A 23,425-nucleotide genomic window follows, 5' to 3' on the forward strand; every position below is an offset into this window, starting at 1 on the left:
CAGCACTACTTCTTTTGAGTTGAGAACTTGAAAGTCGTCTTGGTCTGGTAATCCTTACCAGGCTTGATGATCGTGGACGGGAAATTCGGCTGATTGGGGCTGTCGGGATAGTGTTGGGTTTCCAGACAAAAGCCACCACGGTGCAGATAGGTTTTCCCTGCCTTGCCCTTCAATCGACCGTCTAAAAAGTTTCCGCAATAGAATTGAATACCCGGCTCGGTGGTCGTGATCTCCATCACGCGGCCCGTCGTCGGCTCGTAAACCCGCGCGGCAAGCCCCATCTCGCCGTACGGTTTGTCAAGGACGAAGTTGTGATCGTAACCGAGTCCGAACTCGAGTTGCTCGTCCGATGCCCCGACGTCACGACCGATCGGCTTTGACACGGTAAAGTCAAATGGCGTGCCTTCGACGTTGGGCATTTTTCCCGTCGGGATCAAACCTGAATCGACGGGAGTGTAGGTCTTCGCATTGAGCATCAACTCGTGATCCAGGATCGTTCCTTCGCCTTCGCCCTTCAGGTTGAAGTACGTGTGCTGTGTCAAGTTCACCGGTGTCGACTTGTCGGTCGACGCGTGATAGTTCACGGACAACTCATTCTTATTATTCCATTGGTAGGTCACCGTCACTTGCAAATTGCCGGGGTATCCTTCCTCCATATCCTTGGCAAGGTACGAAAGTTCCAACCCCGTGAATCCGTCGCCCTCGATCGGCTTTGCATCCCAAACCACTTTGTCGAACCCGATCACCCCGCCGTGAAGGTGGTTTGCGTTATTGTTCGTCGCCAGCGCGTAGGTTTTGTCACCGATCGAGAAGGCACCTTTGGCGATGCGATTTCCATATCTTCCGACGATGGCACCAAAGTAGGGCTTGTCGACTGCATTGATATAGTCTTCGACGCGGTTGTACCCCAACGCTACATCGCCGACCTTCCCATTGCGATCGGGAACCATGATGGACGTGATGATCGCACCGTAGTTGGTGACCTTCACAGTCATCCCCGAATCATTCGTCAATGTGTACAGCTTGATGCTGTCGAAGTCGTTGACAATCACCTGGGCGATCGACACGTTGGAGCAAAAAAAGAGGGCGCAAAGGCCTAGCAAGGTGTTTTTCATGTCGTCGTCCGCGAACGAGTAATCGGTAGGAATCACCGACAGAGAAGCCAATGCCTCTCTACCGCTGCCCGACCATTTTCATCGCATCGATGACCGGTGGCAATGAGACACAGTATCGATCCATTGAGCTTTCTTCCGGCGAAAAGAATCGAAATCAGTCTCCGGTCGCCTCGATTAGGCGGGCGCCACCGAGTTGCGGTGGACGAGCGAGTAGACGCACGGCACCAGAATCAATGTCAATAGAGTCGATACAACCATGCCGCCCAGCAACGCACGCGCCAGCGGGATCATTGCCTCGTTACCGGGCGCCCACAAGAAAGCCAAGGGCAACATCGAAGCGACCAACGTTAGCGACGTCATCAAAATTGGACGCAGTCGTACTTGGGCCGCCGCCATCGCAGCATCATGGGCCGACATACCTTGCTGACGTCGTCGGTTGGCAAAATCGACCAATAGAATCGAGTTATTGACCACGACGCCGATCATCATCAGCGTGCCCATCAACGATTGGATATTCAAGTTCGTGTTGGTCAAGTACAGCACGACCAGTACGCCGCCGATCCCCAGCGGCACAGCCAACATGATGATCAGTGGATCGGTGAACGACCGGAACTGGGCCATCAAGACCAAATAGACCAAGAAAGCAGCGACGGCCAAACCGATGCCCAAAAGCTTCATGCCCGAACGCATGGTCTCGACCGGACCACGCAGGCTGACCGAGACACCGTTTTCGAACTCCATGTCTGCGAGCGCCGTTTCAATATCGGCCGCGACGGATCCGATATCACGATTGACGACGTTGACGTGTACGTCGTTCACACGAGCGATGTTGTAATGCTGAATCTCACCGGGAATGTTCACTCGGCTGACCGTGGCGATGTTCGACAACGGAATCGTGATCGGTCCGTCGGGAGTTTCCAAAGACAAAGGGATGTTTCGTACGTCTTCCAACGACTCGAAATCGTTCGACTCGTACTGTACGCCCATGAAAAAGTCCGTGCCCGATTTGGGGTCGATCCAAATCGTTGGCGAGTATCCGACGCTGGAACCCAGCGCTGTAAGCACCGTCTTCGCTACCTGTTCTTGGTCAACGCCCAAGTACTTGGCACGGGTTCGGTCGACTTGAACGTCAAACTGGGGATAGTCCAACGATTGTGCAATCTGCACATCCTCGGTGCCGGCAATCGGTCGAACGGCATCCACGATTCGCTCGGCTGCGTCGCGACACTGTTGCAGCGAACCCGCCGAAACCTGAACGCTGATGGGAGTCGGCACACCTTCGTTCAAGGCCATGTTGACAATACCGCCCGACACAAACAGAAACTGCTCAAGCGGATACTCTTGTGCAAGCTTTTCGCGGAGCAACCCAATGTAGTGACTGGTACTTTCGGATCGCCCTTGCTGTTTTAAGTTGACAATCAAGTAGGCCGTGTCGGGTCCCGAGTTCGAACTCAAGACAGTCGAAAACCCTGCGCCCTTGCCGACCGGCAATCCGATGTTGGCAATGATCGTTTCGATTTGTTCCGCGGGGATCATCTCTTGGATGGTATCTTCGAGCCGCATCACCAAGGCTTCCGTTTGATCCAGCGCTGTCCCGGGCAGTGTTTTGATTCGCAATTCAAAGCTGCCCGCATCGACTTCGGGGAATAGTTCGGTACCAATTCGTGGCCACAACAAAAACGATGCGCCCACACAACCCACGATCATCACCGAGGTCAGCACGGGGACTTTCATCGCCGAACTCAGAACGCCGGCATAGAACCCGCTCAATTCAGCTTCGTCGTCCGATGACTTTTCATCCGACATCATCAGTTTTTCACGCACGAGCGTCGCGCAGAAAGCTGGTACAACCGTCAGTGCCAGAAAATACGAAGCACCAATCGTCAACACGGCAGCCAACGACAATGGCGCGAACAGGTACTTGATCATGCCGGTTAAAAATACGGCCGGAAGGAATACGGCGAGCGTCGTCAGTGTTCCCGCCAAAATCGCGCCCGAGACTTCGCTGGTACCGTCGAATGCAGCGTCGACGGCTGACTTGCCCATCCGTTGATGACGGATGATGTTTTCTACGACGACGATCCCCGCGTCCACAACCGTTCCGATAGCCAACGCGATCCCACCCAGCGTCATCACGTTGATTGTCTGGCCCGTGAACGCGAAACCGAGGGCTCCGATCAAGATCGCCAACAAGATCGTCGAAACGATGATGATCGTTGGCATGAAGCGGCGCAAGAAAATCATCACAATGACGCTGACCAACAGCGCACCGAGTCCGACTTGATTCAACAAGTTCCGCATCGCGTTGCGAATGTAGCTGGATTGGTCCGAGACCAACGTGACTTCCGTTGCCTCGGGAATGTCGCCCCGCTCTTTCATCTTGGGAATTTCGGCCGCGATCCCATCGTAGATTCGGTCCACGACTTCAATCGTATTCTCACCCGGCTCGCGCAACAACGGACAATAGACGCTGCGTTTTCCGTTGACTCGGACAATGTTGTATTGAAGTGCGGCATCGTCGACGACGCGTGCGACGTCACGAATGAAGATGGGGCGACCGTCGCGAACGGCTATCGGGATCGCTTCGATTTCAGCGGTATCCGGCAGCGTGTTGCGAGGATGGACTTGATAGTCGGTTCCGCCCATGCGAGCTGTCCCGGCAGCCAACACCAAGTTGGACTTCTGCATCGCCTCGACGACTTCGGACGTGCTGACGTGGTAGGCGCGAAGCTTGTGCGGGTCCACGTAGACCATCATCTGTCGAAACTTACCGCCGAACGGGTGCGGAATTTGGACGCCCTTCAGGCCGCCCATTTTGTTTCGAACGGCGTAATATCCGATCGTGTAGAGCTCGGATTCGCTGAGACCTTCGCCAGAGATGGCGGCCAGCACAACGGGCAAATTGGCCGGTTCGCTGCGCAGTGTAAACGGCCACTCGATCCCCGGCGGCAAGTGGAACATGTCGCTTGCTTCAAGATTGACGATATCGTTCATCGCCGAACTCGCATCAGCGCCGGGCTGGAAAAAGACTTTGATGACGGCCGCGCCGGGGACCGTGCGTGATTCTTGATGCTCGATCTTGCCCGCCAATGTCAACGCTCGTTCGACACGAGCGGTCACCGACTTTTCCATATCCAACGTCGGCAGACCCGGATACGAGAAAAAGCTGACGACGACCGGCTTCTTGAAGTCGGGCAGGATATCGATCGTGATCCCCGGAATGACCGCAGCACCGAGGACACTGAGCGCGATCGCGGACGCCAGCACAGCGAAGCGATTGTTGAGCGAAAATCGAATCAAACCCATCGAACGAAATCTCTATGTAGTCAGCCGCGAAAGAAAGCGACTGGGGACTCTGAAATTATCAAACCCGTGCAAGACGACCGTCAAAGAACGGCCAAGTGCGCAAACCTAAAGCGGTTTGACTATTTGACCGTCAACGAATCGCTGCAAATGCGGGCCGATGACACGTTGTCCGGCTTTGACGCCCGAAAGAATTTCGATCTGATTCCCGTCGTCGGTTCCGACCGTAACTTGCGCGATGGTGACCGCATCATCGCCGCTGACCACGTACACATACGCAGTGCCGTCTTCGCGAAAGCGAATCGCTTGTGCGGGTAGCGTATTCGTCGCTTGTTCTTCACCGATACGGATCAACGCTTGGCCGAACATTCCAGGCAACATTCGGCCTTCGGTGTTATCCATTTCGACTTCGACCATCATCGTTCGGGTGCTCGGGTCAAGACTTCCGGCCCGCCGGGTTACGACTGAGTTGATTGGTTCTTCGCCGGCAAACGACGGAAAGGACAGCGTGACGCCGTCCCCTTGTCTGACGAACGGTGCATCGGATTCGGGAACGGGAATGCGGACACGGACCTTGTCGACTTGGCTGATGACGAACAACGGTCCGCCGCTACCCACTTCGCTTTGTTCGCGGACCAAATCGCCCATCTCCACGCCGCGATGCGTCACGACCCCAGAAATCGGGGAACGCACCGTGGCGTATTCCAAACGAACATCAAGCAGTTCTAACTCGCGTCGAGTGATCTGCGTTTCTGCAACAGCGGCTTCGAAATCCGATTGTGCCGAAATCGCCTGCGCCTGAGCGACCTCGACTTCGGCTTGTGCCGAATCGATCGACGCACTCATTGCTTGCTTGCGGGCAGCTTCCGAATCGCGGCCCAGACGTGATTCATCTAGCATGCGTTGTTGTAACGAACCACGTCGAACGAGGTCATCGGTGCGTTGAAACTCAGCTTCCGATGCTGCTAGCGAAGCCTCGGCCCCGCTCATTTGCGATTTCGTTTCGGCTAGCTGGGCTTCCGACGATCGAACGCGTGCGGCGGCAAGCTGGACCCCCGCTTGGGATCGACGTTCTTCGGCCATCAACCGTAAAATCCGAGCCTCGATCATCGCCCGTTCCTTCGATAGCTCAGGAACATCGATCACCGCCAACACATCGCCGAACTGAACGAAGTCCCCCAGGTCGGATTTGATTTCGGTGACAAAACCGTATGCCTTGGCACGAACCTCTGCCCGATAGTAGGCGTCGACCGATGCCGGTTGTAGCGTCGTTTTCCGAATCGCTACAGCAGCAACGTTGACCGTTTTGACTCGCACCGTGGTTGTCGCATTGTCTTTGGTTGTGACCGTTCGGGGCTGCGAACACCCAACGATTCCAACGAGAGCAATCACAAACCCAACACACAGACGCGGGCAGCCGAAAACCGAATGATTCATCGAACTCAATTTGTTACGGGAAGGGATTTTGAGCGTGAGGTGCAAGCCGGACAATCGCTACGACTGAGACGGGCGGCGAAGCTTCGCTGATGGGACAGTTCAGCATAGTTGACATAAGGCGATATTTCGTCGGCTTTTTCGGCGATACGTTCGATCCATCGAAATCCAGAGTTCTGATCCGATCAACCGGGATCCGAAGTATTTTCCGTAGAACCACTTCGTTCGGATCGGCCCGCGTCCTGGTACGGATACCTCGGCGTGCCAACCGCGAAAAATAGGAGGGCAGGATGCCCCGTTTGCTTTATGCGCTTGGTGTTTTCGGATTTGCCGGTTGTGCGGGAAGTGCACCCTTCACAGCCCACCTGCCGACCGTTGCCACGACGCATCCCGCGATTCAGTCAGTCAGCGAATCACCGCAAGAATCGGTTCCCGTGCCTGCCCCGATGATCGGTTTGGCCAATGCCGAACAATCCGAAATCGACCAAGCCGAAGTATCGCTTTCCGGCATCGTCCCGGTGACCCTGCTCGAAGACGGGACAACGGTCACCCCGATCAAACAGAGTGTCAGCTACGGGGCCGTTTCGATCGACGATTCGATCGATATGAACCTGCCATCGGCGCTTGCGATGATCGGCGGTTCACACCCGGCCGTCGGCGTCGCCCAGTGGCGGGTTCGCGAAGCCTACGCAACGCTCGCACGGGCCGAGGCATTGTGGTTACCGTCGATCCAAGGTGGCTTGAGTTTCCATCGCCATGACGGAAATTACCAAGCGAGTGACGGAAGCATCATCGACGTCAACCGAAACTCGTTCCAGTACGGACTGGGCACTGGCGCGACGGGTGCGGGCACGACACCTCGTCCCGGTCTGGTTGCTCAGTTCCATTTGGCCGACGCGATCTTTCAGCCTGAAATTGCCGAAAAGACCGCTTGGGCTCAAAGTCACGCCGCCAGCGCAGTCGTCAACCGACAACTGCTGACCGCCGCCAATGCCTACATCGACCTGCTCGACGCTCACCAAGATAACCAGATCGTTGAACAGTCACGCCAGCGAATGGCAGATCTGTCCAGCGTGACATCCGATTTCGCCGAAGCCGGTGAAGGCTTGAAAGCGGATGCGAAACGGATGCAAACAGAACTAAGCCTGATTCAGAATCGCGTCGTTGCGTCGCAAGAGCGAATCGCTTTGGCTTCGGCTCGTCTGGCCCAAGCGATCAGCCTAGACAGCCGCGCATCGATTCGGCCGATGGATGTAACGGTTGTACCAATCGATTTGGCGATGGACCAAAACGACAAGTCGCAATTGATCAGCATGGGTTTGGCGACCCGTCCGGAATTGAAAGAATCGCAAGCCTTGGTAGCCGCGGCTTGCGAAGCCTACCAACGCGAAAAATTCGCTCCGTTCGTCCCCAGTGTCCTGATGGGATTTAGCACCGGCGGTTTCGGCGGTGGAATCGGCAATTCGATCGACAACGTTGACGGGCGATACGATGTCGACGCGCTGATGTCGTGGCAAATCCGAAACCTTGGCTTGGGTGAGCGAGCCGCTCGCCAGGAATCTTCATCGCGAGTCCAACAGGCCCGTTATGAAAAGCTAAGAGTCATGGACCAAGTGGCGTTGGAAGTCTCCGAAGCGCATGCTCAAATTCAGTTTCGCCGCCAACAAATCAGCATTACGGAACAAGCGATCCAAACTGCTCAACAATCCTTCGACCTGAATCTTTCGCGTATTCGCGATGGCCAAGGCCTACCGCTTGAAGTGCTGCAGTCGTTGCAGACTTTGGAAACGGCCCAGCGGGCGTACCTGCGGGCTGTTGTCGATCACAACCAGTCCCAGTTCCAGTTGCAATGGGCACTCGGTTGGCCCGTGACAACACCATCGGGTATGTAGTTCGGGGTCGCACAGTCCTGAAGCGGCCACAGTAACACCAACGCCGCGATACGGGTTTCGTGTTGGGCGGACTGCTGTTTCCAGCGACGCCGGTTTACTTGCGTCCGGCAATTGAGTCTCTTACCTGCAACAGTTGGGCAGAAATGCTGATTGAAATTTCAGCTGGCGTATTGTCGCCAATCGGCAGCCCAAGCGGGCAGTGATAAGAATCGATCACGGATGGTTCGAAGCCCTGCTTTGCAAGTTCTCTACGCAAGATACTCGCTTTCTGCTCGCTGCCGATCACACCCACAAAGGGCGGCTGAAACGTCGACAATATCCTGGCAAGAATCGGCAGGTCGCTCGCATGACCGCGCGTCATCAGGACGAAATAAGTCTGATCCGATAGCCGCTCGACCTCGCCCGCCATGTCATCGGTACAAACGATCTGCAACTTATGATTCTGTGGCAAACGATCAAGCCATTCTTGTCGCGGATCGATGCAGGTCACTCGGCACTGCATCGTCAGAAGCAACGGCACAAAGCTCTGCGCGATATGCCCTGCGCCAAATACTGCGATTGACCAAGGATTGGCGATGTGCCGTTCAAACAACAACTGAACCTCGCCACCACAGGTCATTCCGACATCGGTCTGCAGATTCCATTTCACCAGCTCGCACGGCTGGCCCAAGCTGCCAAGCAATTTCATGCCATGGTCGATCGCCGCAGCTTCGATTTTGCCACCACCAACCGTCCCTACTCGCAATCCATCCTTTGTCACGATTGCTTTTGCACCAACGACCTGAGGCGCACTGCCACGGATCGACACCAGGGTGATGGCGACGAACGGAATGCCGTCCGCGACGAGCTTTGCAAGCGTTTGTGAGTAGTCGTACACGTCGGTTCAGTTATCGATCGGTTTCGGAGGCGATTTGGAATCCAGGACCAGCCAAAGTCGCAAAACGACTGCACCCACGACAGGTCAGTATCCGAACTTGGTAAGTCGCGGACACGTTTTCCGGTTCGAGTAAGGATCACGTTGTATAGCACCGGCACAAAGCCCGCCTTTTTTTAACCCGCCGACTCCCGCCGGTACAGCAGCAATTGCATTGGGTTCAAGCCTCATCTCTTTCGGATACTCGTCCGTCGTGACCATCGTCGAGTCAGCGCTCGTTCTTTGTTATTTTGGCCGCGCGAAGCGTCTCAACGATCTGTTTGGTTGCGATGACTTCGTTGGCAAGGGACGCGTCGTTTAAAATCGCGGTTTTTCTGGGCCAGAGTCTTAAAAACAATTAGCTACTTGTATCGATCTCGCTACTGCCAGCGCCGAACCGAACGACCATCGCAGCATACTCGCTCGGCGTATCAAAATCTTTTCTGTAATCTGCTGGCGAAAAGTGCACCGCGTGTGGCGGCAATCGCTTCACCAATTGATCCAAGCCAGCGTCTTCGTCAAGTGTCGCCACTTGCCTGACAACCGGCCAAGACAGCAGAATTGGATGCCCCGCCTTGCTACCGAACATCGGCACCATCACCGGCACACCCGACACGTGCTCTGTCTCTCGCACCATCCGTTCGATCACATCGCACTTGAACTCAACAAGATCTGCCGGTGCCACGAAGCAATAGTCGCAATCAGTTATCGCATGCCTGGATTCAATGGACTCGAACCCAAGCACCAGCGAAGCCTTCATGTCGCGTGGTGGCGACTGAGCCAAAACAACATGAACTCGCCCCCCAGCGCGGCTAAGCACCTTTTGCAGCGCCAGGTCATCCTGACGAACGACGACGACCACTTCCGCTAACGGGCATTCGCACCACGTATCCAACACTGCTTCGATCACCGTGCGACCTCGCCATTCCATCAGCAACTTGTGCTGCCCCATCCGCGCACTTACACCCGCCGCCGGAATGACGGCGAAGCAACGCGACGTATTGAGTGGATGGGCTGGCGTACTCAACAATCAAACTTCCCAATCGTAAATGGTACATGACTTCATCAAACGACTCGCTCCTGTCCCGTCAACCAAGATTGGATCTTAACGAGTCCATCACGGTCCATTCCCCGGGGTATTCGCGGGCTTCCCGGACGGAAGTGCCGAGCGACGAACGGCCCCAGCAGCGATTGCTTCCAAAAGCTTCGTAAATGCTACCCGTCTGCGGGTTCATCGTGGCCATAGCCACGACTTGCGCGAAGTGTTTTTTATCACGCTGACTTCGACGATTGGTGGAGGCAATCGTTGGGTCGATGTCCAGCAGTTCGCCTTCAGTAAGATCGAAAACGACGAACATTACGAGTTGGATTCGACTTTTGCCGAAGATGCCAGTCGCACCCGCCGTGGAACACCACCAGGATTTTCAGCTACGATTTGACGCATGACGTTGTATATCCTGTAACGCATCACGAGTGTGATGGACAACATTCGCAGCAAACGTGTGTGAGCGGAATGGGATGCCCCTTCCCAGAGGGCATCTAAGCTACATTTTACGGGCGTTTCAGCGGGCGGTTGCCGCGGAAAGGAAGTGCTGATTCGTCGCCCCGGCTATCATTCGACTTACGGTGCTGCGACACAAGTAGCGATCTTGGAGTCGACTTGACGGAAAGCCTGTCTTGTTACTGCAAGCAGGTGTGGGTGTAGCGGCCAAATGCTTGTGTTCGCATGCCAGACGCAGATTCCCGATACAGCGATCGCCATCACCGCTTTTCGTACCGATCCGAAACGTTTTATATCCGACCCACGCGTTCCCAATTTTCCATATCCATTGAGCAGTCTCATGCCTTCATTCCAAATGAACCGCCGACGCTGGCTGCGCGGCGCAGGTGTAACGCTTGCACTGCCGCTCCTTGCACGCGACGCGGACGCACAGGACAAGCCTGCGGGCGAATCCAATCCCATCCGAGACGTGAAACGGATGGTCTGCGTCGCGAACCCGTTCGGATTTGTTGCCGAGACGTTCTTCCCCGAGCACCCGGGCAAACTGTCAGACCTGCCGCCACTCTTGCAACCGATGGATCAACATCGCGAGCAGATGACCGTGCTCAGCAATCTGGACCACGGCGTCTCCGGCGGTCACCAAGCCGTTCATTCATTCTTGAGTGGAATTCGCAACAGCCAGTCATCCAGTTTCGCGAATCGAAACGTCACGGTGGATCAAGTCGCCGCGGACCGCTGCGTCGGCCAAGTCCGTATCCCATCGATTGTCGCGGGCGTCGGGCACACCGATAGCGAATTGGAATGCCAAACGTCGTGGACCCGAACCGGCGTGAACATTCCACCGATCAGCCGCGCAAACGATTTGTTTGAACTGTTATTCGCCACCGAAACTCAACAGCAACGCGATGAACGCCGGCGCGTCCTACGAGAGAATGCGAGTGTCTTAGATGTGATCTTTCGCCAAGCCGACGCGCTGAAAAATGACTTGGGGGCGAGCGACCGTCGCAAGTTGGACGAATACTTGCAGAGTGTTCGCAACATCGAAAAGAACATTGCCAACTTGGATCAATGGATCGACCGGCCCAAGCCGACCGTTGAAATGACGTCGCCACCCGCGGGCGGTTCGTTTGCACAGCGGCTACCCACATTCTATGACATCATCGCGTTGGCATTACAAACCGATTCGACACGCGTTGCGACACTTAGCATTCCCGGAAACTTACCGGTCGCGGATCTTGGTTTGCAAGGCAACTACCACGCATTTTCGCATCACGGCAAAACGGATCGAATGTTGAAGCCCTTGTTCAAGATCGAACATTACCAGATCGAGCAATTCGCACGCTTCATCGCCAAGCTAAAGTCCATCGAGACTCCCGACGGACGACCGTTGCTCGACAGCACGATGGTGCTATGCGGCAGCGGCATGGGCAACGCCAGCTCGCACAGCAACAAGAACTTGCCGATCCTGTTGGCTGGTGGCGGTTTCAAACACGGAAACCACATCGTCGCGCCCGAGGCTTCGAGCAAACGGATTCCGTTGTGCAATTTGTACACGACCATGTTGCAAGAATTCGGATGCGAAGACGTCGATGCATTCAATACCGCCTCGGGGACAATGTCGGAGCTGCAAGCGTGAACAAGCTGACGATTGCCATCACCGTTGCGTTCTTGGTCGCGTCATTGCCGTCTTGGACGCTCGCTGACACGAACTTGGATCATGCCGCGCAGGCAGCCGCCTTTCTGAACAAGTTCTGCATCGATTGCCACGGCCCCGAACTGCAGGAGGCCGACCGAAGTTTCAGTTCGTTGGTCTCATCGGCCAATGAATCCAATGTGGTCGCTTTCCGAAATCGCGAGGCTTGGCGTGAAGTCCTGGACCGAATGAACCTGGGCGATATGCCTCCCGAGGACGCCGACGACCAACCATCCGCCCAGCAGCGCCTCGCCGTGATCGAGCTTTTGACGACGGAACTGAGCCGCAAGCCTGCACCGGACGAACATGAATCACACGCGGTCGCTTTGCGAAGACTCAACCGTACCGAATACGATCACTCGGTGCGACGACTGCTCGGTCTGGAGCAAATGCTTGACGACCCCACCGTGTCTTTTCCGCCCGATGAATTGGCGGAAGGCTTCACCACGGTGGGCCAACGATTGGTGATCAGCGACTTTTTGATGAGCAAGTACCTGGAGGCCGCCAACGCGTATCTGGACGCGGCATTCGAGAAAGCGAAACCAGTGGAACCAAAGATATTCGCGTTGAAGGCTCCGTACGATCCAAGGCATGATCAATCAGACGGACAGGATCGCGAAGGCGAGTACCAACACCTCAACGAGCGACCGTCTGACCACGGCGGGATGCTCTGGTTGAAGGAGTTTGGTGTGGCGTCTGCCGCCGGACACTATCGCATTCGCGTTCATGCGTCCGCAATCAATCGGAATCATCCCTATCTTGATCGTATCATCAGCGTCCCCAAGGAAGACCCGTTGTTGCTGGCCATTGTGGCAACCGATGCGACGGCGATAAACAAACATCGCACCACGAACTCGACGGATGTCACGCTCAAGTCTTTTGAGGTTCGCGATGATGACCCTCAGTGGTACGAAGCAAAAGTGTGGGTCGACAAAGGCTATTGCTTGCGACTGGCGTATCCCAACGGACCGAGCCGCGTGAAGTACATGCGTCACCAATTGATGAGCAACCACCGCGACTCGTTCCCTAACTTCATTGGCAAATACGTCCACGTCTTCCACACGATGCATCCCGACTATGACAAAGGCAAAGGTCCGGTCTTGGCGGAGGAATTTCTGCAGGAACAAGAGCGCCTCAAGCAAGCCGGTAAGCCCTACGATGCGTTTGGTGTGGACCATTCGATTCACATCCCCAAAGCTTGGGCCACGTTCTATTCGGAATACCAAGGCCCTCGCGTTCGAGTATCGGGAGTCGAAATCGAAGGCCCCTTGCCGTCCGACGCTGGTGCGGAGGCAGCAAACCCTTACGAAGCTCTCTTCAACGGAAGTCTGCGAGGTGACGAAGTCCTGCCTGCGATCCGACGATTCGCGTCGTTAGCTGCTGGACGTCCCGTTGACGACAAGTCATTTGCGATGATCGCTGAGTTGTTCAAGACGAAGCAAACGGTCATGTCGACGACGGAGGCGACTCGCTTGGCGCTGAAGACGATCCTTTGTGGCCCCGATTTCATCTATCACCGAACTCGCAGTGGACCGTTGGACGACTATGAATTGGCACGGCGACTGGCGTACTTTTTGACCCAAAGCCCACCCGACAACCGCCTCATCAGACTCGCCGCCAAGGGCGAACTCAGTCGATTCAGTGAATCTGGTGAACCGAGCAGATTGAAAGTAGAGACGCAGCGGTTGCTGAGTCTTCCCGAGCATCAGAATTTTGTTGAAGCGTTTGCCAATTCGTGGCTGAAACTATCCAAGCTAGGCAAGATGCCGCCCGATCTAACCGAGCATCCGGAGTACTTCAACGAGCAGTTAGAATCCGCGATGCGAAGCGAAACGTCAAAGTACCTCGAAGAGGCGATCGCCAAAAATCGCCCCGTGCGATGGTTGGTCGATGGAGACCAAACCTTCCTGAACGCGCCGCTGGCCCGACTGTATGAGGTCCCGGGTGTGCAGGGTTTGCAGATGCGACAAGTCAAACTGACCAGTTCGCTTCGCGGCGGATTGCTCGGGCATGCCAGTATTCTGACCGCCAGCGCGAACGGAATCGACACGTCACCGGTCGTGCGCGGCGTGTGGGTGCTGGAGTGTTTATTGGGCACACCTCCTTCGCCGCCACCGCCGGACATTGAACCGCTTGAACCGGATACTCGCGGCTCGACCACCATCCGCGAACAACTCTCTAAGCATCGGGAAGTCGTCAGTTGCCGTCACTGTCACCAACGAATCGACCCACTTGGATTCGCATTGGAATCTTTCGACGAAATCGGTCGCTTCCGTACACACTACGGCAGCCAAGAAGAGTGGCGGAACGAGAGTTGGATCCCGGTTGACTCGTCGGGTCAACTTCCGTCCGGTGAATCGTTCGCCGACATCTCTGAGCTGCGCAAACTATTGGTAGAGAAGGTGCCGCTGGTTCAGCGCAACTTGGTTTCCAAATTGTTGGTCCAAGCCACGGGCCGGCTTGACGACCCAAACGACGCAGCGGACGTACTTGCCATCTGCCGCGATTCACCTGCAGACGGTTTTGGCATCCGAGACCTGATTCTCGAGATCGTTTGCAGTGACGCGTTTCGTCGATGAAACTTGCACCGGGCAATGACCTGAGTGCCAAATAGGTGCATCGTTGGTAGGCCCCCAGGCAATTATTTCGTGTCAGCTTGGCTTCGGGTAGTGTTCTCCGTAGCCGGATTCGCCAGAGTTCCGTTTTTCTCCGACGCCCAGAAGTCTGGTGATACCCTGATACAGTGAGCCCCATCATTGAGCTGACACGTCACACAAGAAACCAACGGGGCGTGAGATTGTGTTCATCGGCCTCACTGCGTCTGGGAATGCAGAACGAGTTCCGAACTCGCCGGCGCGATGGGACATCTGGTCACCTGCGCGGGCATCAGTTGCTCGGATTTCGACGGTCGATGCGGATCGACGTTCCCCGATTGAGTGTTGGCGAGCGAGTGGTCGGATCCCGGCAAATATTTTTGCTGTAAGGAAAGTCTCGCTCGAGCTACCAATACCTGTGTAGAGAGATTGATATCGCTTAAACGAGACGATGGGTGCTTGAAAAGGATCAGGAATCGCTATTCACGACCTGGCTTGAAGAGCATAGCCCTTCAGTGATGAAGGTGGCGCGCGCCTACACCCTGACACCTGACGACTGCCAAGACTTGGCGCAAGAGATCTTGCTTCAGGCCTGGCGATCGCTAACCAACTTTGAGGGCAAGGCCAGCCCGTCGACTTGGTTCTATCGCGTGGCGCTGCAGACGGCGATGAATTGGCACCGAAAAGACAAACCGCGTCGATCAAGACAGCAACCGTTGATGGAAGTTCAAGCGGTTGCCGCACAGGACCCAAACAGCGCCGAACAAGCCCAGTATCGAGACACGGTTGAACAGCTCTACGCGGCCATTCATCAACTGCCCAAAACGGACGCCGCCTTGGTGCTGTTGTACTTGGATGAACTAAGTTACCGAGAAATGGCGGAAGTGCTGGGGATCTCCGAAAGTAACGTCGGAGTGAAGTTGAATCGTGCAAAAAAGGCGTTGAGTACCTTGATGGGGGAGCAAACACATGGATCCTGACATCTACCAGCAGGCTTGGCAGGCTGACACGGCCCAAACGCGGGTGACGATCCATGCTGATCTGCTATTGAACGAAGTCCAACGTCATCAACGCAGCTTTCAAGCGACCGTCTTCTGGCGAGATGTTCGTGAGGTGGGCGGTTCACTGCTGATGATCCCTTTGTGGTTCTATCTGGGTCACAAGTTCTCTTCACCTTGGACGTTTTATTTGACGGTCCCGGTTCTTCTTTGGATTGCCGCGTTCTTGTTGGTCGATCGGATTCGACATCGGTGTGAACCCGACGAAGCGAGCCTATCGTTGGTCCTAAGCGTGAAAGATTCGTTGCAGCAGGTGGAGCACCAAATTTGGTTGCTGCGAAACATCTTCTGGTGGTATTTGCTTCCGCCATCCATTTCGATTTTGGCGTTCTTTGTCCATGTATCGTGGTTGTCTTCGAGTGCATGGTGGGAGTTCGTCGGCACGTTTACGCTGTTCGGCATCTTTTTGGTTGTGATCTATGCGTTCGTCTACTACATCAATCTGCGTGCCGTGCGGACGGACCTTGAACCGCGACGGCAAGAGTTACAAAAACTGCTTTCAAGTTTAAGCGACGAGACGGGCAACGCGAGCGATGCTGATTCGTACGAGATCGTCCCAGCATCGCTTTCACCCTTTGCCGTCGACAGGAATGTTTCGCATCGCGGGGCCGCCTTTCGCAACTTGATCGCAGCCATTGCGGTCGTCGGCTTTCTGATTTTGGCCGGCCCGCTGGTTGACTTGGCTCGTCGCGTATCAGGCTCAAATTTCAAAAGTTCGGTCCGAAGCAGCGGCGAAAGATCGGAACCGTTGGCACGCGTCGTCAGCCAGCAGAGAAAGGCGAAAGAATTGGTGGGGCTCGCCGCGATGGTGATGGTTGACGGGAAAGTCGAAGCCGCAGCTGCTCAAGGAGAGCGAAAGTTTGGCAGCGGCGTTTCCGTTGAAATCAGTGACCGCTGGCACGTCGGTGGAATCACTAAGGCGATCACGGCAACCATGATTGCAAGACTTGTCGAATCGAATCAGCTGCAATGGTCGGACTCGGTGGGTGAAGCGTTCCCCGATTCCTCGATGCATGATGATTGGAAAGCGGTCACACTTCATCAGTTGCTGACCGACACAGCCGGTGCGCCGGCACAATTTCCGAGAAGCGTTTGGACGACTCGTATTCCTATGGGCCCCGAACGTATCGTTGCACGGCGAAATGCCGTTCTTGATGTTATCGCCAAGAAGCCACAGTATCCGGCTGGCACCATGAATGTGTATTCCAACGTCGGCTACACGATTGCCGGATCGATGGCCGAAAAAGTGACCGGTGCTACTTGGGAAAACTTGGTGATCCAAGAAGTATTCGAGCCCCTTGAATTGAAAGGCTCCGGATTCGGTCCGCCCACCAGCCCCGACAGAACGCTTCCGCAGCCGCGAGGGCACCGGACACGTTTGGCGGGCAAGGTCGCCGTTGATGACGAAACCGACAACGGCCCCATCATGGGCCCGGCTGCAACGATTCACATGACGCTGAAGGATATGTGTACGTTTGCAACCGAACACATGCGAGGTGAACTGGGTCACGGCAAACTGTTGTCGGCGGAAACCTATCAGTTCTTGCACGCACCAGAGCTCAACCAATACGCGTGCGGATGGATCCAGAATGAACCCGATGCGGCGATTCCGTATACAACGTGGTGGCACAACGGGTCGAACACCCTTTGGTATGCACAGGTGGCATTCATACCCGAGACGAATAGGGTCGTCGCGATCACGTCCAACGACGGCGACATGGAAATGGCCGCAGCAGCCGCCTTGAAAATCATGACGACCGATTCGATCGCCAACCACCCGAAACTGTCGCCGTTCGCAGCCGTGCGATGGAATGCGTCAAAGCCAGAAGTCCGCCTCAGGGAAGAATGGTTCCAGCTGATTCTCTTGAACGATGTTTCCGTGGCCGAAATCGTGGAATTCAGCAGGAAAACCTACGGCGACAAGTGGCAAAAACGATTTGAGGAAGACCTGGTCGAACTGATGGCCCGTATGGGGCATCCGACGAACAACGACGTCAACTTGGTGGTTCAATCGCTAACCTCCGGTGAACAGTCGGTTCGCAAGAACGTGCCAATGACAGAAGATAATCGCAAGGCGATTAGAAACGAGGCCCGATAAAATTCTGCCAAGTAGTTGGAAGCGGACGCCAACCACGGTGCGTCATGGGCAATCAAACGAGTTGTTCAGTTTTTCGTTAAATGCGTTGTAATAAACTCGCGTCCGATGCAACCAATCAAGTAGCTGGAAGATCGGATCAGCGAGCTATCCACAAACACGCCAAGACGAACGATACAGCGGTGTCCGCTCGTCTTGTGAAGTCACTCCCCGGAAGAATCGTTCTGATGAAATTTGCATCAAGCTACACAGAGGCTATTCGGCTTGTCGTGTCCTTCGTCGTTGCAGGTGTTTGCTCAGCTTCGATTGCTGACGAACAGACAAAGGTGGTCACTGCAAAACTAGCAGAGATCTGTCGCAAACACGACGTTCCCGCGATGTCCGTTGCGATCGTAAGCGCCGACGGATTGGTGAATTCAGCCTGCTTTGGCGACCGAAAACGTGGGACGTCCGACAAAGTCGAAATGTCCGATCGGTTTCCGTTGGGCTCGTGCACCAAGTCGATGACATCGACGGTGGCTGCTGCGGTGGTGGAAGCCGGTAAGATCGACTGGGACACGACCATCAGCGAAGTTTGGCCTCAAGCAACCGATGACTTGATCCATCCGAAATTGAGAGACGTCACTTTGAACGAGTTGCTGTCGCACCAAAGTGGAATGGCGGGCGATATTTCTGAAGTCTCAAAACAGGCTTGGGGGAGTTTCTTTGCGGAAAAACAGTCACCGGTCCTGGAACGCCGACGCATGTTGAAGCTGGTATTGGCGAAGGTTCCTGTACATCCGCGAGGGTCGTTCGCGTACTCGAATATGGGATACGCGATCGCGTCGGCGATGATCGAAACTCGTGCGCAAGAGTCATTCGAATCGCTCACGAAGAAACACATTTTCGATCCGTTGCGAATGCATTCGGCGGACTTTCGATCGATGAAGTCGGCGGCGCAGTTGCAGTCACCGCTGTTGTGGGGACACCGAGCGGATGGAACGCCAGTCGATCCGCGAACGGTGGGGGCGGAAAACCCGACGGTCTACGCGGCGTGCGGCACGGTCAACGTGACCATCGAAGACTATGCCAAGTACGCACAGTGGCATTTAGGCGGGAAGCCCACGCCGGTGCTGCGAACCCAGGAAGCGTACGATCACTTACACGCGCCGCAGGTCGATCATACGAACCCCGGAACAAAGTACGCATGCGGTTGGTTAAGTTTAGATACAGGATTAGGTCCCGCGCTGACCCACGCCGGATCGAATACGAATTCCTTTGCTGTGATTTGGGTTCTGCCTCAGTCCAATTTCGCTGCGGTGGTGTGCACCAATTCGGGTCAGGCGCAAGCGTTTCCTGCTTGCGACGAAATGATGAGCCATCTGATGATGGAGCTCTCTTCGGCAAACAAGGCCGAGCCGCCGGTGGATCCCAAGGCGATCACTCCCGATCGGCTCGTCGGCCGCTACCAACTAACGCCAAGTTTCATCTTCGATGTGAAGCTGGACGATGGTCACTTGATGGTAGGAATCACGAATCAACCGACCCAAGAAGTGTTTGCTGACTCTTCGACAATGTGGTCCTATCGAGGCATCGACGCGAAATTGGAGTTTCGAGTTCGTGCGAAGGGGCCTGCGTACGAACTGACCCTCCACCAAAACGGCCTCGCCCAGAAAGCCAGACGGATCCGTGAATGACATCGAAGCAATCCGAATGGAAGCCAAACCAAAGCCCAGACAATCGGCACCCCATCACACCAAAAATAGTGCAGCTTTGTTTCGCTGAAAAACCATCGCATGCCGCAGCGGGAACCTTTACTTAGACGGCTCTACTGATCTTTCTGGCGACCAACATCATCTCACCAATGGGAAGCGGGATAATTTTGGAACGCATCCTGTCGGGGATAACTTTGCCGGCGGTTGACAGCACGCGATAAATGCCGGGGTTATATTCGGCGAACTGCGTCAAGGAGTAGTTGAATGTCAACGGCTTGTACGTGCGTGTCGCGCTGGTGACTTCGAACCCTTCTTGTTTCAGTAGCTGCCCCAAGTTGGTGCGATTGAAATAGTGCAAATGTTCTTCGGGAATGTAAAAGTACCAACGGCTTCCCATCACTCGCCGGACGATGCTGTCCATATCCGGAAGTGTCAGAACGACGTGACCGCCGTCCTTCAGTCGGGCATGGATGTCACGCAAGAACTCCGCCGGTTGCAGAACGTGTTCGATCACGTCGAAACCGGTGATCGTGTCATATTTCCAAGTATCGGGAAGCGAATCGAGCGTCCCGCAGTGAACATCTAGGCCAGAATGTTTTCCAAGCTGGACGGCGACATCGGAAAGCTCCACGCCCGCAGCGGTCGCACCGTGCTCACTCGCAACCTTGACAAACATGCCATCACCGCAGCCGACGTCCAACCATTCTCCGGCGATCGGCAAGCGCCGACGGATTTCAAAAATCCGACGCTGGGCCGTCATTCGTTTCATCTCGACGGCCGCGGCGAATTCGGTATACATGCCGTCTTCGTAACTGCCCTCGTAGTAAGCCTTCAACTCGTCGGGCGTCGGCAGTGGATGCTGCATCTCGATCTGACAAGATTGGCACCGCCAAAACGATCGCGACTTCTTCACAAAACGCTGCCGAAATTCAGCAATTCCACAAACCGGGCATTGCAGGTTATTTTTCGCGGTCGCAGGCATGGGAAACCAAATGCAAGGGGCGAAAGCAGCACCAGCCCAAGAGGCGTTTGCTACCGAAATCGAACGAATCGGAAACTTCGCAGAGCCGTCTACTGAAGTTTTCGTATTTCGATTTCGCCAAGCTTACAGATAGTCTGTTTCGAAAGATACGTGCCATGACATCATTTGCTTTCGCCATCGCAACTCGGCCGCGCGTCAGACTCCTTGCACCGACGCCCGGGCTTTGGCAAACACGCAATCAAGTGAATTGTGACTCCCATTGGATGACACGAATGGGTCGATTAGAGTCGCCCGAGAAGTTCGGCTTTCTTGGCGGCGAATTCATCCTTCGTGATATAGCCTTTCTCCATCAGGCCACCCAAACGTTCAAGCGTTTCGATGATCGATTCACCGTTGGGTGAACTGCTGGGTGAAAAAGCCGCTGTCTCGCTTGGCGGTGGCGACTGCTGTGGCGCAAGTGGCGGGACCGATTGCGTATGTGATTCTTGGTACGGTGCAATACCCTTCCAAACCACCGGTAATGCCGACAGATTGACGACGCCGAACTGGCTGCTGAAAGTGATCGAACCGCCGACGCCTTGTTGTTGCGAGAAACCACCAATCTGGTGCGTCAACGTATCGTAGACCCAAGTGCCGCCGCCGGTCTTCACCGCCAACCGACTTCGATTGGCGAAGTACGCATACTTCACGTTGTTTTGCGATCCCGTCGCGCTGGGCGAACCCAGTTCGCTGGGCCACCACGTCGATTCGGGGTCCGGAACGAACAGGCTGTTTTGCGAACCCATCTGGCCGCTCGCCTGATGCTGATGATTGTCGCCGCTTTGGCTTTGCGATTGAAAAGATCCGCTCGGCGCAACCAGCTGGTGACTCGCCAACGCGTTTGAAATGTCGGTGCAGAGGTTATTCACCAAGTTTTTCAAGTGATTGTTGAACAGGTCGCTGACCATGGTCATCCCGCCGCTCATCCATTGACCAGATCCGCCAAATTCCGGGTGGCCAAATTGGGCCATTGATCCATTACCGTTGCTGACGGCGATCAACATATGAGTGACGGCGTCAGCCGACAAACCGTATCGCTGGGACAATTCTTGAACGAGTTGGTTTCCAGCAGTCGAGAGATTAGACACTTCGAAATTTTCCTGAGCTTCCGCCGTCAATGGTTGTTGAAAGTCAGTGAGAAAACGTCTTGCCTGGTCTCACCTAACAAACCTCCATTGTCATCGCTCGGGTCCGAATCCGGAAGCGGCATCCCGGTTGAATGCAAATTTAAGAGCCGGTTTGTGGGTCGGCACCATCGATTTCGTCGGAGTCGGCTCCCTCTTCGCCGCCCTCTTCGGATTGTTCTTCCGCCTGTTCAATACTCTCACGGACCTCTGCACCCGCGGTCCAGTAGAACACGGTGCCTATGACCGCCATTACGACCTTGACGATCTCGAACACCAAGGCGACCAACGTGCCCGATGCCTCCGTCGGGATGGCGGGGACGCTGCGATAAAGCGTTTCGACGACCAGCTCCAAGACCCCCATTCCCGCCGGAGTGATCGGCAGTGCGGACGCAAGCATTCCGATCGGCACAATCACAAAGTGATCAGCCAACGTCGGCGGCGAGGCATACATTCCACGAGCGACCAAGTACATGCTGATCACCAGCATCCCCTGAACACCCAAACTCATCAAAATCGAGAGTCCAAAGGCAAACGGGTGGTGGTGGAACATTCGCAGCGGCGGCCCAATCGTTTTCACTACCGGGCCGATCACCGGCAAAGTTGATCCCCAACTGATCAATCGATCGATACTGCGTCCGCCCAGAATCAACACTGCCAAGACCGTGGTCCCGACGGCAATCAAAACGGCAGTCGCAATCTTGATCTTCGGCAGATCAATAGCCGACTCGGCAGCCGCGGGCGGATTCGAAAACAACAAGCCGGCCGCGACCAAAAGCAACAGCCCGTACATGCCCGAACCGCGGTCGACAAACACGGACGCAACGGCAGCGACTCGCTTGCCGGGTCGCCGTTTCGCCAAGAAGATCGCCTTGAATAAATCGCCCCCGACCGATCCGGCCGACACGAACGAAAGCAAGTAACCGATCGAGCCCAATCGGAACGCCTCCAACATCGACAGCTCGATCCCCTGGCAACGCACCAGCACACACCACCGGGCAAACGACATGCTCATCGCGCCTAACGCGACAACCAGCGCAGCAGCCAGCAACCAGTAATTCTTGGGCTGAGTCGTTAGCTGTTCCCATTGTTCCGGTTCGATCCGCCAAACCAGGAAACTGACCAGTGCGATCGGAAAAGCGAACTTGACTAGATTAACGAAGTATTTTTTGGCAGTGGATTGCATCGCCAAAGAATAGTTTCCTATCGCCGGGTGTCCAGACGCACACCCTTGGACCTTTCTCAATTTGCCATGCGGCGAGGAGATCAAAGTCGATTGCGGATGCTATTTCAGCCTTTCCAGAACCTCAAGAACGCGTTCGCTGTCTTGTTTGGCTTTCACGGCATCGTCCTTGTAAACAACCTTTCCATCCGAGGAGACCACGAAAGTCCATCGCTTCGCGGTAACGTTGCGGACAAGACGGTGGTCGGTGCCTGCGATTGTTGCGTTGACAGATTTTTCGCCGACGGTAACGGGAACGCCGAATTGCTTGGCGACGTCGCCTTCGATGTCGGCCAACAATGTGAAATTGAGTGCATGTGCCTGCTTGAACAATTGATGGTTGCCAACGGTGTCGCCGCTGATGCCAATCACTTCTGCACCGGCTTTCTTGATCGCTTCGGCGTTATCGCGGAACCCACATGCTTGGGCGGTACAACCGCCGGTCATGTCCGCCGGGTAGAAATAAATCACGACCGGCCCTTTGCCGAAATGGTCCGATGACTTCCAAGTCTTGCCGGTGTCATCTTGCAGTTCAAACGAAGGCGGCGGATCTCCGACCGCAACGCCTGGAACGGAATCTTTGCCTTTGGCTGTTGCGACCACAAACAAAGAAGCGACGACGGTTGTCATCAAAAAAGCAATTTTTAGCATGGGAGCGATCCTTGTCGAAACGAGTTGATTTAGGTGAACGTCAGTCTACGCGAACGGTACACGTCAAGGTTCTTAGACTTTTTCGTGGTTCCAATACTCTCGCTTGTTATAAATC

15 protein-coding genes are annotated in these 23,425 nt (G+C 55.2%); 6 read left to right on the top strand and 9 right to left on the bottom strand.

What is annotated here, in order from left to right:
* Window positions 1–5 precede the first annotated feature (5 nt).
* The 3 genes from Poly51_RS24125 to Poly51_RS24135 all read right to left on the bottom strand — a co-directional run bounded on the left by Poly51_RS24125 (window position 6) and on the right by Poly51_RS24135 (window position 5,855).
* Window positions 6–1,115: an aldose epimerase family protein gene (locus tag Poly51_RS24125; RefSeq protein ID WP_146460928.1), complete on the bottom strand. Its 1,110-nt coding sequence runs from the start codon at window positions 1,113–1,115 to the stop codon at window positions 6–8.
* A gap of 174 nt (window positions 1,116–1,289) precedes the next feature.
* On the bottom strand, window positions 1,290–4,421 hold the full coding sequence (locus Poly51_RS24130; RefSeq protein WP_146460929.1) for an efflux RND transporter permease subunit: 3,132 nt from the start codon (window positions 4,419–4,421) through the stop codon (window positions 1,290–1,292).
* A 105-nt stretch (window positions 4,422–4,526) separates the two neighbouring features.
* Entirely contained in the window at window positions 4,527–5,855 is a 1,329-nt protein-coding gene (locus Poly51_RS24135; protein ID WP_246114735.1) for an efflux RND transporter periplasmic adaptor subunit, read from the bottom strand.
* Window positions 5,856–6,142: 287 nt separating this feature from the next.
* Between Poly51_RS24135 and Poly51_RS24140 the strand changes: the two genes are divergently transcribed.
* Entirely contained in the window at window positions 6,143–7,744 is a 1,602-nt protein-coding gene (locus Poly51_RS24140; RefSeq protein ID WP_146460931.1) for a TolC family protein, read from the top strand.
* A 94-nt stretch (window positions 7,745–7,838) separates the two neighbouring features.
* Here Poly51_RS24140 and Poly51_RS24145 read toward each other — a convergent pair whose 3' ends face one another.
* Together Poly51_RS24145 and Poly51_RS24150 are read right to left on the bottom strand one after the other, a co-directional pair.
* On the bottom strand, window positions 7,839–8,621 hold the full coding sequence (locus Poly51_RS24145) for an XdhC family protein (protein ID WP_146460933.1): 783 nt from the start codon (window positions 8,619–8,621) through the stop codon (window positions 7,839–7,841).
* Window positions 8,622–9,015: 394 nt separating this feature from the next.
* Window positions 9,016–9,684, bottom strand: a complete 669-nt coding sequence (locus Poly51_RS24150; RefSeq protein WP_146460935.1) for a nucleotidyltransferase family protein — start codon at window positions 9,682–9,684, stop codon at window positions 9,016–9,018.
* A gap of 814 nt (window positions 9,685–10,498) precedes the next feature.
* Here Poly51_RS24150 and Poly51_RS24155 point away from each other — a divergent pair.
* From Poly51_RS24155 to Poly51_RS24175, 5 genes are all read left to right on the top strand, one after another.
* A complete protein-coding gene (locus Poly51_RS24155) occupies window positions 10,499–11,794 on the top strand; it encodes a DUF1552 domain-containing protein (RefSeq protein WP_186775772.1) in 1,296 nt (431 codons plus the stop codon).
* Window positions 11,791–14,430 (top strand): DUF1588 domain-containing protein, encoded by a 2,640-nt coding sequence (locus Poly51_RS24160; protein ID WP_186775773.1) that lies wholly within the window; start codon window positions 11,791–11,793, stop codon window positions 14,428–14,430. Before Poly51_RS24155 ends, Poly51_RS24160 begins: the two co-directional genes overlap by 4 nt.
* Window positions 14,431–14,900: 470 nt before the next feature.
* Window positions 14,901–15,425 (top strand): RNA polymerase sigma factor, encoded by a 525-nt coding sequence (locus Poly51_RS24165; protein WP_146460941.1) that lies wholly within the window; start codon window positions 14,901–14,903, stop codon window positions 15,423–15,425.
* Window positions 15,415–17,601 carry a serine hydrolase domain-containing protein gene (locus tag Poly51_RS24170; RefSeq protein WP_146460943.1) on the top strand — a complete coding sequence of 729 codons (2,187 nt, stop codon included), beginning with the start codon at window positions 15,415–15,417 and terminating at the stop codon, window positions 17,599–17,601. The genes Poly51_RS24165 and Poly51_RS24170 overlap by 11 nt, the downstream gene beginning before the upstream one ends.
* Before the next feature lie 224 nt (window positions 17,602–17,825).
* Window positions 17,826–19,274, top strand: coding sequence for a serine hydrolase (locus Poly51_RS24175; RefSeq protein ID WP_186775774.1), 1,449 nt, complete (start codon window positions 17,826–17,828; stop codon window positions 19,272–19,274).
* Window positions 19,275–19,395: 121 nt separating this feature from the next.
* Here the strand turns inward: Poly51_RS24175 and Poly51_RS24180 are convergent, their stop codons facing one another.
* The 4 genes from Poly51_RS24180 to Poly51_RS24195 all read right to left on the bottom strand — a co-directional run bounded on the left by Poly51_RS24180 (window position 19,396) and on the right by Poly51_RS24195 (window position 23,310).
* Window positions 19,396–20,157, bottom strand: coding sequence for a class I SAM-dependent methyltransferase (locus tag Poly51_RS24180; protein WP_186775775.1), 762 nt, complete (start codon window positions 20,155–20,157; stop codon window positions 19,396–19,398).
* A 398-nt stretch (window positions 20,158–20,555) separates the two neighbouring features.
* Window positions 20,556–21,401: an SHOCT domain-containing protein gene (locus Poly51_RS24185; protein ID WP_146460948.1), complete on the bottom strand. Its 846-nt coding sequence runs from the start codon at window positions 21,399–21,401 to the stop codon at window positions 20,556–20,558.
* 139 nt (window positions 21,402–21,540) lie between these two features.
* Window positions 21,541–22,623, bottom strand: coding sequence for a lysylphosphatidylglycerol synthase transmembrane domain-containing protein (locus tag Poly51_RS24190; protein WP_146460950.1), 1,083 nt, complete (start codon window positions 22,621–22,623; stop codon window positions 21,541–21,543).
* A gap of 99 nt (window positions 22,624–22,722) precedes the next feature.
* Complete coding sequence (locus Poly51_RS24195) at window positions 22,723–23,310, bottom strand: peroxiredoxin (RefSeq protein WP_146460952.1); 588 nt, start codon at window positions 23,308–23,310, stop codon at window positions 22,723–22,725.
* Window positions 23,311–23,425: the final 115 nt, after the last annotated feature.

It is taken from the genome of Rubripirellula tenax, from assembly GCF_007860125.1.
Classification (GTDB): domain Bacteria; phylum Planctomycetota; class Planctomycetia; order Pirellulales; family Pirellulaceae; genus Rubripirellula; species Rubripirellula tenax.

Bases quoted from the DNA above. Each gene is read 5' to 3' on its own strand.
- Poly51_RS24125 (WP_146460928.1), bottom strand. From the start codon at position 1,115: ATGAAAAACACCTTGCTAGGCCTTTGCGCCCTCTTTTTTTGCTCCAAC.
- Poly51_RS24130 (WP_146460929.1), bottom strand. From the start codon at position 4,421: ATGGGTTTGATTCGATTTTCGCTCAACAATCGCTTCGCTGTGCTGGCG.
- Poly51_RS24135 (WP_246114735.1), bottom strand. From the start codon at position 5,855: ATGAATCATTCGGTTTTCGGCTGCCCGCGTCTGTGTGTTGGGTTTGTG.
- Poly51_RS24140 (WP_146460931.1), top strand. From the start codon at position 6,143: ATGCCCCGTTTGCTTTATGCGCTTGGTGTTTTCGGATTTGCCGGTTGT.
- Poly51_RS24155 (WP_186775772.1), top strand. From the start codon at position 10,499: ATGCCTTCATTCCAAATGAACCGCCGACGCTGGCTGCGCGGCGCAGGT.
- Poly51_RS24170 (WP_146460943.1), top strand. From the start codon at position 15,415: ATGGATCCTGACATCTACCAGCAGGCTTGGCAGGCTGACACGGCCCAA.
- Poly51_RS24175 (WP_186775774.1), top strand. From the start codon at position 17,826: ATGAAATTTGCATCAAGCTACACAGAGGCTATTCGGCTTGTCGTGTCC.
- Poly51_RS24180 (WP_186775775.1), bottom strand. From the start codon at position 20,157: ATGCAGCATCCACTGCCGACGCCCGACGAGTTGAAGGCTTACTACGAG.
- Poly51_RS24190 (WP_146460950.1), bottom strand. From the start codon at position 22,623: ATGCAATCCACTGCCAAAAAATACTTCGTTAATCTAGTCAAGTTCGCT.
- Poly51_RS24195 (WP_146460952.1), bottom strand. From the start codon at position 23,310: ATGCTAAAAATTGCTTTTTTGATGACAACCGTCGTCGCTTCTTTGTTT.